Genomic DNA, 13,404 nt, shown 5'->3' on the forward strand with positions numbered 1-13,404 from the left:
AAACCCATGTTCGGACTGAGCGTTCCCGGGTTCCTGGCCCTGCCCGGGTTTCTGAAATTCGGTGGCCGCGACCCCGAGCCCGAGGTCACCGTCATCGGCTACGACGACGTCGAGGCACTCGGCCGGGAACTCGACGCGCTGCGTGACGAGGTCGTCGCCGATCTCGGCGCCGCAGACCGCGAGTACATCTACCGGATCATCAAGGCGCAGCGCGTTTTCGAGGTCGCCGGCCGCGGCCTGATGTACCTGGGATTCCTGCCGCCGTTCTGGTTGGCGGGAGTGGGGGCACTGTCGATCTCGAAGATCCTCGACAACATGGAGATCGGGCACAACGTCATGCACGGCCAGTACGACTGGATGCGTGAGCCCGGCCTGAACTCGCGGGTGTTCGAGTGGGACACCGTGTGCCCGGCGGATCAGTGGAAGCACTCGCACAACTACATGCACCACACCTACACGAACATCGTCGGCCGCGATCGCGACATCGGGTACGGCATCCTGCGGATGGACGAGGCGCAGCGCTGGAACCCCTACTACCTGGGCAATCCGCTGTATGCGACCGCACTGATGTTCCTGTTCGAGTGGGGCGTGATGCTGCACGACCTCGAGGCCGAGAACGTGATCCAGGGCAAGCGCAGGTGGTCGGACGTCAAACCGCTCGTGCGGGGCTGGTGGCGCAAGGCCGGCCGTCAGGTGCTCAAGGATTACGTGCTGTTCCCGGCACTCACCGGCCCGCTGTTCGTCTCGACCCTGCTCGGTAACGCCACCGCCAACGTGGTCCGCAACGTGTGGGCGTACTCGATCATCTTCTGTGGTCACTTCCCGTCCGGCGTGCAGAGTTTCACCGAGGACGAGACCGCCGACGAGACGCGCGGCCAGTGGTACCTGCGGCAGATGCTCGGCAGCGCCAACATCACCGGAAGCCCGTTGTTCCACATCATGTCGGGCAATCTGTCGCACCAGATCGAGCACCACCTCTTCCCGGACATCCCGGCGCACCGGTACCCGGAGATGGCGCCGCGGGTCCGGGAACTGTGCGAACGCTACGACCTGCCGTACAACACCGGCGGCTTCTTCCGGCAGATCGGCACCGTGTGGGCCAAGATCTTCCGGTTCGCGTTGCCGCCGTCGCTCGTCGGCCGGGCGCCGGTGAGCGGTGTTATCGTCGAGCGTCGGAAGACCGCTGCATGAGAGGCACGTCGAACATGGTGGGGAAGTTCGAGCGAGGTAAGGACACGGTGCAGGAACTGACCGAGTCCGCGGCCACACACGTCGGCGCGATCGCGGTGATCATCGCCGGTGCCGTCCGGGACGTCACCCGGGAGGTGGGTGACTGGATCGCCGACGGCATCGAGATGCGCGAGGCGGCACGGAAAGCGCGCGAGGACGGTGAGCGGCCGGACGCCGACGAGAGCTGATCCCTGACAAACGAATCGGGCCCGGCACCTGTCACAGGTGCCGGGCCCGACTTCTGTCTGCGGGTCGATCAGATGACGCCCATGGCGAACATTCCGTCGGCGACCTTCACGAAGCCGGCGATGTTGGCGCCCAGGACGTAGTCGCCCGGCTTGCCGTACTCCTCGGCCGTGGTGGAGCAACGCTCGTGGATGCCGCGCATGATCTTCGACAGGCGCTCGTCCGTGTAGGAGAAGCTCCAGGAGTCACGCGATGCGTTCTGCTGCATCTCCAGCGCGGAGGTCGCGACGCCACCGGCGTTGGCTGCCTTGCCCGGCGCGAACGCGATGCCGGCCTCGCGGAACACCGCGATACCACCCGGCGTGGTGGGCATGTTGGCGCCCTCGGCGACGGCCTTGACGCCGTTGTTCACCAGGGCCTTCGCCGACACGTCGTCCAGCTCGTTCTGCGTGGCACACGGCAGCGCGATGTCGCACGGCACGTTCCAGATGTTGCCGCCCGGGAAGTACTGCGCGTCCGGACGCTCGTCGACGTACTCGGAGATGCGGCCGCGACGGACCTCCTTGATCTCCTTGAGCAGTTCCAGATCGATGCCGGCGTTGTCCACGATGTAGCCCGAGGAATCGGAGCAGGCGATGGACGTGCCACCGAGCTGGTGGATCTTCTCCATCGCGTAGATGGCGACGTTGCCCGAGCCGGACACGACGGCCTTCTTGCCCTCGATGGAGTCGCCCTTGGCGGCCATCATCTCGGCGACGAAGTAGGCGGCACCGTAGCCGGTGGCCTCCTTGCGGACCATCGAACCGCCCCACGTGAGGCCCTTGCCCGTGAGGACGCCCGACTCGTAGGAGTTGTTGAGGCGCTTGTACTGGCCGAACAGGTAGCCGATCTCGCGTCCACCGACGCCGATGTCACCGGCCGGGACGTCGGTGTACTCACCGATGTGGCGCTGCAACTCGGTCATGAAGGACTGGCAGAAACGCATGATCTCGGACTCGGACTTGCCCTTGGGGTCGAAGTCCGAGCCACCCTTGCCTCCACCGATGGGCAGGCCGGTGAGGGAGTTCTTGAAGATCTGCTCGAAGCCCAGGAACTTCACGATGCCGAGGTTGACGCTCGGGTGGAAGCGCAGGCCGCCCTTGTACGGGCCGAGCACGCTGTTGTACTGCACGCGGAAACCACGGTTGACGTGGATGTTGCCGTTGTCGTCCTGCCACGGCACACGGAAGATGATCTGCCGCTCGGGCTCGCAGAGACGCTCGATCAGGGCGCCGTCGGCGTAGTTCGGGTGCCGATCGAGAACCACGGTGAGCGACTCGAAGACCTCGGCGACCGCCTGGTGGAACTCCGGCTCGCCAGCATTGCGAAGGAGTACCTGCTTGTAGATCTCCTCAACGCGGTCGCGTACAGACAACATTCACCTACCTGATTCCGTGAGAACTTATTAATCTTTCCGTTACACGATAGTCCGCGAGGGTGCACGACTTCGACGGTTACCTGCGGAAAGTGAGATTAGCCACGTGTGAACATCGTGTTACGTGGTTGCGAAGATTGCTAGGAGACCCGTGTCGGGGCCGGTGGCACGAGTTCGAGTCCGGCGTCCGAGGGTCGGGCAGAGTCACAGTTTCCCCAGCAGTCACACAGGAAACGTCGTGATCGGGGCTTTTCCGTGGTTTGATCATTGACCGACGAACGTATTCGGGGGAATCAGCGGTCGGGCCGCACTGGGGTTGTCTCCCTCCGTCTCCACCTGTGGAAGGGAATCGGTCTGTGAGAGAAGCAAATCGGAGGTGGGCGGCAGCCCTGTCGGCCGCCGCGGTCACCGCCGGACTGTCGGTCGCGATGGCGACGCCGGCCGCTGCAGTCGGTGGCCCGTGCGGTCAGGGCGGCGGCAGCCTCGGGAGTTCGGGCCTGACGGGCAGCCTGATGGGCAGTCTGGGCGCGGGCAGCCTCGGAAGCGCGACGGGATCGCTGGCCAACACGCTGCCGTGGATCACCGGCGCGCCCAACGGTGCGCTACCGGTGTTGTCCGGCCCCACCAAGGCACTCGAGATGGTGACGGGGCCGGGCAGCCCGAACGACACGATCGACCGCTTCAGCGTCGCCGGCACCGACCTCGGGATCATGTGGGACAACGGGGCCGGTCAGGTGCTGATGGCCTTCGGTGACACCGTGGGAGACTGCGGTATCGACGGCGACCAGTGGCGCAGCAACGTCCTGTTCCGCAGCAACGACGCCAATCTGGCCGACGGCATGCGCATCGACAGTTCTCCGCTCGATACCCCTGGCGGGAACTTCTCGCGACAGGTCATCAAGGGTTTGCTGAACCTGCCTCCGGGAACGATGCCCGAGTTCACGGTGATCCCGACCGGCGGCGTCGCGGTCGACGGCGTGCAGTACGTGCGTTGGATGTCGGTCCGTTCGTGGGACGTGCCGGGAGAGTGGACCACCAACTACTCGGGCCTGGCCTTCTCCACCGACAACGGTGAGAACTGGACCACGGATCCGGCCACCGTCCGCCTCAACCGCGAGGGCGTGCTGGACGGTCTCGACCTGCCCGGCGTCCCGAATCTGGCGACCAGCAACAAGAACTGGCAGATGAGTGCCTTTGTTCCGGGGCGCGGTGCTGACAGCAACTACGTCTACGAGTTCGGAACGCCCTCCGGTCGATCGGGGGAGGCGCGCCTCGCCCGTGTACCGAAGGCGGACATTCGTAACCTCAACGCTTACGAGTACCGAACCGGTTCGGGGTGGAGCCAGGACATCGCCGACGCCGTTCCGGTGATCCGCGGCAACGTCAGCGAACTGTCGGTGCAATGGAATCCGTACCTGGGCAAGTACGTCGCGATGTACACCGACATGGGCGGTCTGAAGATCCGGCAGTCGTCGGACCTGATCAACTGGAGTGGCACGCAGACGTTGATCGGTTCGACTGCGTTGCCGTCGCTGTACGGCGGTTTCATGCATCCGTGGACGAACAAGAACGGCACCGACAAGAATCTCTACTTCGTACTGACCACGTGGGACCGCTACAACGTGATCTACATGAAGACCGATCTGAGCGGCATGCGGGTGGCGTCCACCGACACGTTCGATCGCCCGGACCCGGCGATCACCGGCGAGCAGAGGCTCGAGGGCTTCCAGACCCCCGAGGGCTTCGTCGAGCCCGACGCGGTCGAGTGATCGATCGCAGTTCGTAGCAAGTGGCCCGTCCCCGTCCACCGGGGGCGGGCCGCTTGCAGTTCGCGTCCGAAACCTCACGCGGGTGCTAGGTTTCGGTCGGTCGGTCGGGGTTCTGGTGGAACAGCCGAGGGGGATCTACATGCGTGCGTTCTTCGCCGCGGTCTGTGCGTCAGCGTTGTGGGCGCTCGCCCTGCCCGTTGTGGCGACGCCAGGCGTCGGGGCCGATCCGCTACCCGTGCCGCACAATTTCTTCGAAGGTATCGCGCTCGAGACGGCAAACCCTGGCGGCTCGATTCCGGGTTCGAACGACTGGACCTGTAAGCCGACCGAGGCCCATCCGAATCCGGTGATCCTCGTCCACGGCACGGGTGCGAATCGGCAGACAAATTGGGCCACATACGTTCCCCTGCTGAAGAACGAAGGCTATTGCGTCTTCGCGCCCACCTACGGCACGCGTCCGGACGCGACGTGGCCGATGAGTGCCTTCGGCGCACTCTCGCCGCTCGAGCAGAGCGCACAGGAGTTGTCGGTCTTCGTGGACGAGGTGCTTGCCGCCACCGGCGCGAGCAACGTCGACATCGTCGGCCACTCGCAGGGCACCCTGATGCCGAACTACTACCTGAAGTTCCTCGGCGACGCGGCGAAGGTGGACAAGTATGTGTCACTGGCGCCGCTGTGGGGTGGGGCCGGCTCCTTCGGCGCCGGCGAGATCACGGCCCTCGTCGAGCAGTTCGGCCTGAAGCCGTTGCAGGAGCAGACGTTCGGACGGCTGTGCGCGTCCTGCCTGGACATGGCGCCGGGCGCCGATTTCATCGAGAAGATGAACGAGGGCGGCAGTCCGTATGCGCCCGGCGTCGCGTACACGAACATCGCCACCAGGTACGACGAGCTCGTCGTGCCGTACACCAGTGGTCTCGTCCCCGGTCCGAACGCGACGAACATCGTCGTCCAGGATCGGTGCCCACAGGACTACTCGGAGCATGCGGCGCTGGCCGCGTCGCCCGTCGCAGCCGGATATGTGCTCAACGCGCTCGATCCGCGGTACCCGGAACCGGTGCCGTGCGTGATGGTTGCCCCGTTTACCGGTACGCCGGTGGGATGATCACATGCCGGTTCGGTCGCTGCAGTTTTGTGGTGCCCCCGGCAGGAATCGAACCTGCGACCTAGAGATTAGAAGGCTCTTGCTCTATCCAACTGAGCTACGGAGGCGCGGCCAAGAGCATACCTGCTGATTCGGGGTGATTCGCGCATCCGGGGTCAGCTCCAGAGTGTGACGTGCACCTTGGGTTTGAAGTGGGCGACGTCGACGCCGGTGCCGCGGATCATCGCCTGGATGCATCGCGGTGTGCTGACGAAGTGCAGCAGTTCGGTCGCGGCGGGCTGGAGGTGCTGGTGGTGCAGGGTCGTGGCGCACCATTCGCCCGCCGCGCGCAGTTCCGGACCTTCGACGAGGTCGAGAGAGCCGGCCGACAGTTCGTCGTCGATCGCGAAGCCGAGTGCCAGCGTCAACGCCGACGACCGCCGGACCGCCTCGATCGCGGCGGCGTCGCTCTGGAAGATCCGTTGCCGCTCGTGGGGGATGTCGAGTGCGCGGAGCATGTGCCGCATCACGCCGTCGCCGCCGGCCGCGGACGGTCCGAGGAACCACTGCTGCTCGCGCAGTTGCCGCAGCGACGGCCGGGTCCGCGCCATCGGGTGCTGGGGTGCGCACACCGTGAGCACCTCGTACTGCAGGAACGGGTGCAGGCACAGCGGCTGCCGCTCGCCCAGGACCCGCGGCCCCAGCGCGACGTCGACGGCCCGCGAGGAGATCAGATTTGCGAACTGCCGGACGGGGTGGACGCTCAGCTCGACCGACAGATCCTTCGCGCGCCCGGCAAACAGGTCGATCAGCCCGGGGGCGGCGTGTTCGGCGAACAGCGGGGACGCCGCGATCCGCAGGAGGCGTCGGCCGTTGCCGGCCTGGCTCACCTCGAGCGCCGTCTGCTGCTGTAGCCCGAGGATCTCGACGGCCCGGCTCGCGAGGCGCAGCCCGCCCGGTGTGAAAGCGAGCCCCGACGGCCGTCGGCAGTACAGGGGGTCGTCGAGTTCCTTGCGGAGCTGGGCGATATGCATGGAGACACCCGAATCCGTCATGCCCAATTCACGCGCTGCCGCTCGAACCGATCCGAGCCGCACCACCGCGGAATAGGCTCGCAGTTGAGCGGGTGTCACGCCCTCGAGGGTACGGGCCGAGGAAGATCGACATCTGCGAATGGACCGGCCTCACCTGCGGCGACGGCCGGGGCTGGAGGCTGAAGCCATGCGCGACGTTCTGTCCGATCTGCTCGCGATCTGGCGCGCGGACGAGACGGCCGGACTCGCCACGGTGGTCGCCACCTTCCACTCCGCGCCGCGCGCTCCGGGGGCTGCGATGGTGGTCGCCCCCGACGGCCGGGTGTCCGGTTCGGTGTCCGGCGGGTGCGTCGAGGGCGCGGTTTACGAATCGGCGTCCGAGACGGTCCGGACGGGGAGGCCGACCCTCGAGCGGTACGGCGTCAGCGACGACGACGCGTTCGCGGTCGGGCTCACGTGCGGCGGCATCCTGGACGTGTTCGTCGAGCCGGTCTCCCGCGCCACGTTTCCCGCCCTCGCAGACGTCGCCGACGACATCGCGGAGCGGCGTCCGGTGGCGGTGGCGACGGTCGTCGACGACGTCGCCGGTCGCGTCGGGCAGCACCTGGTAATCCGACCCGACGACGTCTCGGGGACGCTCGGTTCGGACCGGCTCGACGCCGCGGTCGTCGACGACGGCCGCGGTCTGCTCGCGGCCGGCCGGACCGCGGTACTCGCGTACGGGCCGGACGGGCAGCGGCGCGGCGAGGGCCTGCGGGTGTTCGTCGCGAGCTATGCGCCGCCGCCCCGGATGCTGGTGTTCGGGGCGATCGACTTCGCGGCCGCGGTCGCTCGGCAGGGGAAGTTCCTCGGATACCGGGTGACCGTGTGTGACGCGCGCGAGGTGTTCGCGACCGCGTCGCGCTTCCCGACCGCCGACGAGGTGGTGGTCGACTGGCCGCACCGGTACCTCGAAGCGCAGGCCGACGCGGGGGAAGTCGACGGCCGCACGGCGATCTGTGTGCTCACCCACGATCCCAAGTTCGACGTCCCGTTGCTGGCGGTCGCGCTCCGACTGCCGGACGTCGGGTACGTCGGGGCCATGGGCTCACAGCGCACCCACCGCGACCGGTTGGACCGGCTGCGCGAGGCCGGTCTGACCGACGTGGATCTGGCCCGGCTGTCGAGCCCGATCGGGCTCGATCTCGGGGCCCGCACTCCCGAGGAGACGGCCGTGTCCATCGCGGCGGAGATCATCGCGCGGCGCTGGGGCGGCGGCGGGCTGCCCCTGCGTGACCTGCGCGGAGGTATCCATCACGAGCGAAACGGGTGATCGGGGCGGCCGTGTCGAGTCGAGATCAAGCTTTCGCTGAATCGCGCTTGACGCCCCGCCCGACCGGGCACACGCTGGAAGGTGTCCGGGCTGTGAGGAGTGCCACATGCAGGTTCCGGGACTGTTCGAATACGAGCGCGCCACCGATGTAGAGAATGCGATCGCCCTGCTGGATCGGCTGGGCGACGAGGCGCGGATCGTCGCGGGTGGCCACAGTCTTCTACCGATGATGAAGTTGCGGCTGGCGAACCCCGAATATCTCATCGACATCAACGACCTGGCGGCCGAGCTCGGCGACATCACGGTCGAGGCGGACGCGGTGCGGATCGGGGCGATGGTCCGGCATCGCCAGATTCTCGAGTCCGACGATCTGGCTCGGCTGCTGCCGATCTTCCGGGACGCCGAGAGGGTGATCGCGGACCCGGTGGTGCGGAACCGCGGCACGATCGGCGGGTCGCTGTGCCAGGCCGATCCGGCCGAGGACCTCACGACGGTGTGCACGGTGGTGGGCGCGGTCTGTGTGATCCGTGGGCCGACCGGGGTGCGGGAGGTGCCGATGGAGGAGTTCCTCGTCGGGCCCTACGAGACGGCCGTCCGCGGCAACGAGATCCTCACCGAGGTGTGGATTCCCCGGGTGCCGTCGGGATCGAGTGCGTACACGAAGGTCGAACGGCGGGTGGGGGACTGGGCGATCGCGGCCGCCGGCGCCGCGATCCGGTTGGACGGTGACCGCATCGCGGCGGCGCGGCTCGGCCTCACCGCGGTGGTGCCCGACGCCGAGCGTCTGGCCGACATCGGGGACGTCCTGCGCGGGCAACCGGCCGACGAGGAGAACTTCCGGCGGGCGGGCGAACTGGCCGGGCAGGCCTGCGAACCCGTCACGGATTCGCGCGGCACCGCCGCCTACAAGCGGCATCTCGCCGAGGAACTGACCGTCCGATCGCTGCGGACCGCCGCAGAGCGGGCGCACACCGGACGGACGGAGCTGTGAGATGCAGGTGACGATGACGGTCAACGGCGCGGAGGTCGCCGACGACGTGGAGCCGCGCATGCTGCTGGTGCACTTCCTGCGGGACCGTCTGGGCCTCACCGGAACTCACTGGGGATGCGACACCAGCAACTGCGGGACGTGTGTGGTCGCGGTGGACGGCGAACCGGTGAAGTCGTGCACCATGCTCGCCGTGATGGCCGACGGGCGCGCGGTCCGCACCGTGGAAGGGCTGGCCGCCGACGGCGTCCTCGACCCGGTGCAGGAGGGCTTCATGCAGTGCCACGGCCTGCAGTGCGGATTCTGCACGCCCGGCATGATGATCACCGCCCGCGCACTGCTCGACCGCGACCCCGACCCGGACGAACAGACGATCCGCGAGGCGATCTCGGGCCAGATCTGCCGGTGCACCGGTTACACCACGATCGTCCGGTCCGTCCGGTGGGCGGCCGAGCACGGCGGCGCGACCACCGACACCGTCACCACGGGAGGCGCGTCGTGACCACGCTCGACCACCCGCAGACGGACCCCGACCGCCCCGTCAACGACGGCAAGCCATGCGGGCACGGTCGCATGCTCCGCAAGGAGGACCCGCGGTTCATCCGCGGCCAGGGACGCTACGTCGACGACGTGCAGTTGCCCGGCATGCTGCACCTGGCGATCCTGCGGTCGCCGGTGGCGCACGCGCGGGTCGTGCGGATCGACACCACGGCCGCGCAGGCGCACCCGAAGGTCGCGGCGGTCGTCACCGGCGCCGATCTCGCCGAGAAGGGCCTGGCGTGGATGCCGACTCTGTCGAACGACGTGCAGGCGGTGCTCGCGACGGACAAGGCCCGGTTCCAGGGGCAGGAGGTGGCGTTCGTCGTTGCCGAGGACCGGTACTCGGCGCGCGACGCGCTCGAGCTGATCGACGTCGAGTACGAGATCCTGGACCCGGTGATCGACGCCCGCCGAGCCCTCGCCGCGGACGCCCCCGTCATCCGCACCGACCTGGACGGCAAGACCGACAACCACTGCTTCGACTGGGAGACGGGAGATTCCGCCGCCACCGCGGCCGTGTTCGACAGGGCCGACGTGGTGGTACGGCAGGAGATGGTCTACCCGCGCGTGCATCCGGCGCCGATGGAGACGTGCGGCGCGGTCGCCGACTACGACGCCGTCGACGGCAAGCTCACGCTGTGGTCGACCAGCCAGGCCCCGCACGCGCACCGCACGCTGTACGCGCTGGTCGCAGGGTTGCCCGAGCACAAGATCCGGGTGGTCTCGCCGGACATCGGCGGCGGTTTCGGCAACAAGGTACCGATCTACCCGGGCTACGTGTGCGCCATCGTCGGGTCGCTGCTCACCGGCAAACCCGTCAAGTGGATGGAGGATCGTAGCGAGAACCTCACCAGCACCGGCTTCGCGCGGGACTACATCATGGTCGGCGAGATCGCCGCCACGCGGGAGGGGAAGATCCTCGCGATCCGCACCGACGTCCTGGCCGACCACGGTGCGTTCAACGGCACCGCGGCCCCGGTGAAGTACCCGGCCGGGTTCTTCGGCGTGTTCACCGGTAGCTACGACCTCGAGGCCGCGTACTGCCACATGACCGCGGTCTACACGAACAAGGCACCGGGGGGAGTCGCGTACGCGTGCTCGTTCCGGATCACCGAAGCGGTATACCTGGTGGAACGGTTGGTCGACTGTCTCGCGTTCGATCTCGACCTGGACCCCGCGGAGCTGCGGCTGCGCAATCTTTTGCGCCCAGAGCAGTTTCCGTACACCTCCAAGACCGGGTGGAAGTACGACTCGGGCGACTACGCGACGACGATGCGCAAGGCCATGGACATGATCGGCTACGACGACCTGCGCCGCGAGCAGGCCGAGCGGCGTCGGCGCGGCGAGCTGATGGGCATCGGGATGTCGTTCTTCACCGAGGCGGTCGGCGCCGGACCGCGCAAGGACATGGACATCCTCGGGCTCGGCATGGCCGACGGCTGTGAACTCACCGTGCATCCGACCGGCAAGGCCGTGGTCCGGCTGTCCGTGCAAACCCAGGGCCAGGGGCACGAGACGACGTTCGCGCAGATCGTCGCGGAGGAACTTGGCATCCCGCCCGAGGACATCGACGTGGTCCACGGCGACACGGACAACACCCCGTTCGGACTCGGCACGTACGGCAGCCGGTCGACGCCGGTGTCGGGCGCGGCGGCGGCGCTGGTGGCCCGCAAGGTCCGCGACAAGGCGCGGATCATCGCGTCGGGGATGCTCGAGGTGTCCGTCGCCGACCTGGAGTGGGAGAAGGGCAACTTTCACGTCAAGGGTGACCCGTCGGCGGCGGTGACGATCCAGGACATCGCGATGCGCTCGTACGGGGCCGGCGATCTGCCCGACGGCATCGAGGGCGGGCTCGAGGCCCAGATCTGTTACAACCCGGAGAATCTCACGTACCCGTACGGCGCGTACTTCTGCGTCGTGGACGTCGACCCGGGCACCGGGCAGGTGAGCGTGCGCCGCTTCCTCGCCGTCGACGACTGCGGCACCCGGATCAACCCGATGATCATCGAGGGTCAGGTGCACGGCGGCATCACCGACGGAATCGGCATGGCGCTCATGGAGATCGTCGCGTTCGACGAGGACGGCAACTGTCTCGGCGGGTCGCTCATGGACTACCTCATTCCGACCGCGCGTGAGGTGCCGCACCTCGAGACCGGGTACACCGTCACCCCCTCGCCGCACCACCCGATCGGCGCCAAGGGGATCGGCGAGAGCGCGACGGTCGGCTCACCGCCGGCGGTGGTGAACGCCGTCGTCGACGCCTTGAAACCGTTCGGGGTGCGGCACGCGGACATGCCGTTGACACCGTCGCGGGTGTGGGAGGCGATGCAGGGTCGCGCGACCCCGCCGATCTGACGAAGGAGTTCGCATGGACCTGAGTGCGCGCGCCGCCGAACTGACGGGCGAGCGGCGTCCGTTCGTGCGTGCGACGGTGGTCCGCGCCCAACAGCCCACGTCGACCTGGCCCGGCGATCGGGCGATCGTGTTGCCGGACGGCATGATCGAGGGATTCGTCGGTGGACACTGTGTTCAGAACTCGGTGCGCCGCGCGGCGCTCGATGCCGTCGCGTCGGGGGAGAGCGTGCTGCTGCGCATCCTGCCCGACGGCGGACCGGCCTTCCCGGACGCGCCGGGCGCCGACGTCGTCGTGAACCCGTGCCTGTCCGGTGGGGCGATGGAGATCTTCCTCGAACCGTGCCTGCCGGCCCCGATCGTGCGGGTGGCCGGCGCCACGCCGGTCGCCGACGCCGTCGCCCGGGTCCTCGAGGTGCTCGACGTCGACGTCCGCCGGGGCATCTCCGTCGGCGACGGGGAGGCTGCGGTGATCGTCGCGAGTCTCGGCGGCGACGAACCTGCCGTGATCCGCGAGGCGCTGGACTCGGGAGTCGGTTACGTCGGACTGGTGGCGAGCAGCAGGCGCGGCGCCGCGATCGTCGACGAACTCGACCTCGACGAACCGGAACGGGCTGTCGTGCACACCCCGGCAGGGCTTCCGATCGGTGCCCGAACTCCGGGGGAGATCGCGGTGTCGATCGCGGCCGAACTGGTGCGCGCGATCCGGATCGGGCAGCTGGATTCGGCTGCGGCCGAGGCGGAACCGGATGCGGCCCTCACTGTCATCGATCCGGTGTGCGGCATGACGGTCCTCGTCGGCGCGGACACGCCGCACCTGCAGATCGACGGGGAGGACTACTGGTTCTGCGCGCCGGGCTGCCGCCGCGCCTACGAGAAGGAGCGTGCGCGATGTTCGTGACCGGACTGGTGCTCGCCGCCGGATCGTCGCGGCGGCTGGGTCGGCCGAAACAACTCCTGCCCTACCGCGGGGCGACGCTGCTCGACGCGACGCTCACGGTGGCCCGCGCCTGCCGCTTCCACCAGCTGTTGGTGACGGTGCCCGGATCCGCCGACGCCATCGAGGACCTCGTCGACCTCGGTGGATGCACCGTCGTGCACTGCCCGGACGCCGCAAGCGGATGCTCGGCTTCGGTGAAAGCCGCCCTGCCGCACATCGACCCCCTCGCCTCCGGGATCGTGCTGATGCTCGGTGACCAGCCCGGGGTGTCTCCCCGTGCGGTCCGCGCGCTGGTCGAGCGGGGCCGTCTCGAGAACATCGGACTGTGTCGCTACCGCGACGGCGAGGGACATCCGCTGTGGCTGGGGCGGGACGTGTTCGGCGACCTCGCCGACCTGTACGGCGACAAGGCCGTGTGGAAGCTGTTCGACCGCGACGACATCGACGTGTTCGACGTGCCGGCGGAAGGCCGGATACCCCTCGACGTCGACACGTGGGACGAGTACCGGGCGCTGCTCGACCAGGACCGGGACGCCTCGTGACCGAGGCCGTCACCGC

General features: G+C 68.1%; 12 protein-coding genes and 1 tRNA gene. 10 read left to right on the plus strand and 3 right to left on the minus strand.

What is annotated here, in order from left to right:
• Window positions 1-6 precede the first annotated feature (6 nt).
• Window positions 7-1,191: a fatty acid desaturase family protein gene (locus tag A6I89_RS02975; RefSeq protein WP_022596822.1), complete on the plus strand. Its 1,185-nt coding sequence runs from the start codon at window positions 7-9 to the stop codon at window positions 1,189-1,191.
• Between the two features lie 14 nt (window positions 1,192-1,205).
• Window positions 1,206-1,418: a hypothetical protein gene (locus tag A6I89_RS02980; protein ID WP_022596820.1), complete on the plus strand. Its 213-nt coding sequence runs from the start codon at window positions 1,206-1,208 to the stop codon at window positions 1,416-1,418.
• Window positions 1,419-1,486: 68 nt separating this feature from the next.
• On the opposite strand, the gene gdhA is transcribed toward A6I89_RS02980, so the two are convergent.
• Window positions 1,487-2,830 (minus strand): NADP-specific glutamate dehydrogenase, encoded by a 1,344-nt coding sequence (gene gdhA / locus A6I89_RS02985; protein ID WP_172504590.1) that lies wholly within the window; start codon window positions 2,828-2,830, stop codon window positions 1,487-1,489.
• 356 nt (window positions 2,831-3,186) lie between these two features.
• Here gdhA and A6I89_RS02990 point away from each other — a divergent pair, with 356 nt between their 5' ends.
• Together A6I89_RS02990 and A6I89_RS02995 are read left to right on the plus strand one after the other, a co-directional pair.
• Window positions 3,187-4,599: a DUF4185 domain-containing protein gene (locus A6I89_RS02990; RefSeq protein ID WP_022596817.1), complete on the plus strand. Its 1,413-nt coding sequence runs from the start codon at window positions 3,187-3,189 to the stop codon at window positions 4,597-4,599.
• 139 nt (window positions 4,600-4,738) lie between these two features.
• Window positions 4,739-5,701 (plus strand): esterase/lipase family protein, encoded by a 963-nt coding sequence (locus tag A6I89_RS02995; protein WP_022596816.1) that lies wholly within the window; start codon window positions 4,739-4,741, stop codon window positions 5,699-5,701.
• 30 nt (window positions 5,702-5,731) lie between these two features.
• Here A6I89_RS02995 and A6I89_RS03000 read toward each other — a convergent pair.
• A tRNA-Arg gene (locus tag A6I89_RS03000) sits at window positions 5,732-5,808 on the minus strand.
• A gap of 48 nt (window positions 5,809-5,856) precedes the next feature.
• The gene (locus A6I89_RS03005) at window positions 5,857-6,813 is read right to left on the minus strand and encodes a LysR family transcriptional regulator (RefSeq protein ID WP_044991251.1); all 957 of its coding nucleotides are present in this window, start codon (window positions 6,811-6,813) and stop codon (window positions 5,857-5,859) included.
• Between the two features lie 88 nt (window positions 6,814-6,901).
• On the opposite strand from A6I89_RS03005, the gene A6I89_RS03010 reads away from it, so the two are divergent.
• The 6 genes from A6I89_RS03010 (at window position 6,902) to A6I89_RS03035 (ending at window position 13,388) form a co-directional block, all read left to right on the plus strand.
• A complete protein-coding gene (locus A6I89_RS03010) occupies window positions 6,902-8,026 on the plus strand; it encodes an XdhC family protein (protein ID WP_022596812.1) in 1,125 nt (374 codons plus the stop codon).
• A 106-nt stretch (window positions 8,027-8,132) separates the two neighbouring features.
• Complete coding sequence (locus A6I89_RS03015; RefSeq protein WP_022596810.1) at window positions 8,133-9,017, plus strand: FAD binding domain-containing protein; 885 nt, start codon at window positions 8,133-8,135, stop codon at window positions 9,015-9,017.
• Window position 9,018: 1 nt separating this feature from the next.
• A complete protein-coding gene (locus tag A6I89_RS03020) occupies window positions 9,019-9,516 on the plus strand; it encodes a (2Fe-2S)-binding protein (RefSeq protein ID WP_022596807.1) in 498 nt (165 codons plus the stop codon).
• Window positions 9,513-11,909: an aerobic carbon-monoxide dehydrogenase large subunit gene (locus A6I89_RS03025; protein WP_022596805.1), complete on the plus strand. Its 2,397-nt coding sequence runs from the start codon at window positions 9,513-9,515 to the stop codon at window positions 11,907-11,909. Before A6I89_RS03020 ends, A6I89_RS03025 begins: the two co-directional genes overlap by 4 nt.
• A gap of 13 nt (window positions 11,910-11,922) precedes the next feature.
• On the plus strand, window positions 11,923-12,807 hold the full coding sequence (locus tag A6I89_RS03030; protein ID WP_022596803.1) for an XdhC family protein: 885 nt from the start codon (window positions 11,923-11,925) through the stop codon (window positions 12,805-12,807).
• Window positions 12,798-13,388 (plus strand): nucleotidyltransferase family protein, encoded by a 591-nt coding sequence (locus tag A6I89_RS03035; RefSeq protein WP_005512170.1) that lies wholly within the window; start codon window positions 12,798-12,800, stop codon window positions 13,386-13,388. Before A6I89_RS03030 ends, A6I89_RS03035 begins: the two co-directional genes overlap by 10 nt.
• The last annotated feature ends 16 nt before the right edge of the window (window positions 13,389-13,404 follow it).

It is taken from the genome of Prescottella equi (assembly GCF_002094305.1).
Lineage (GTDB): Bacteria > Actinomycetota > Actinomycetes > Mycobacteriales > Mycobacteriaceae > Prescottella > Prescottella equi.

Coding starts and splice junctions, on each gene's coding strand:
- A6I89_RS02975 (WP_022596822.1), top strand. CDS start 7: ATGTTCGGACTGAGCGTTCCCGGGTTCCTGGCCCTGCCCGGGTTTCTG.
- A6I89_RS02980 (WP_022596820.1), top strand. CDS start 1,206: ATGGTGGGGAAGTTCGAGCGAGGTAAGGACACGGTGCAGGAACTGACC.
- A6I89_RS02995 (WP_022596816.1), top strand. CDS start 4,739: ATGCGTGCGTTCTTCGCCGCGGTCTGTGCGTCAGCGTTGTGGGCGCTC.
- A6I89_RS03010 (WP_022596812.1), top strand. CDS start 6,902: ATGCGCGACGTTCTGTCCGATCTGCTCGCGATCTGGCGCGCGGACGAG.
- A6I89_RS03015 (WP_022596810.1), top strand. CDS start 8,133: ATGCAGGTTCCGGGACTGTTCGAATACGAGCGCGCCACCGATGTAGAG.
- A6I89_RS03020 (WP_022596807.1), top strand. CDS start 9,019: ATGCAGGTGACGATGACGGTCAACGGCGCGGAGGTCGCCGACGACGTG.
- A6I89_RS03030 (WP_022596803.1), top strand. CDS start 11,923: ATGGACCTGAGTGCGCGCGCCGCCGAACTGACGGGCGAGCGGCGTCCG.
- A6I89_RS03035 (WP_005512170.1), top strand. CDS start 12,798: ATGTTCGTGACCGGACTGGTGCTCGCCGCCGGATCGTCGCGGCGGCTG.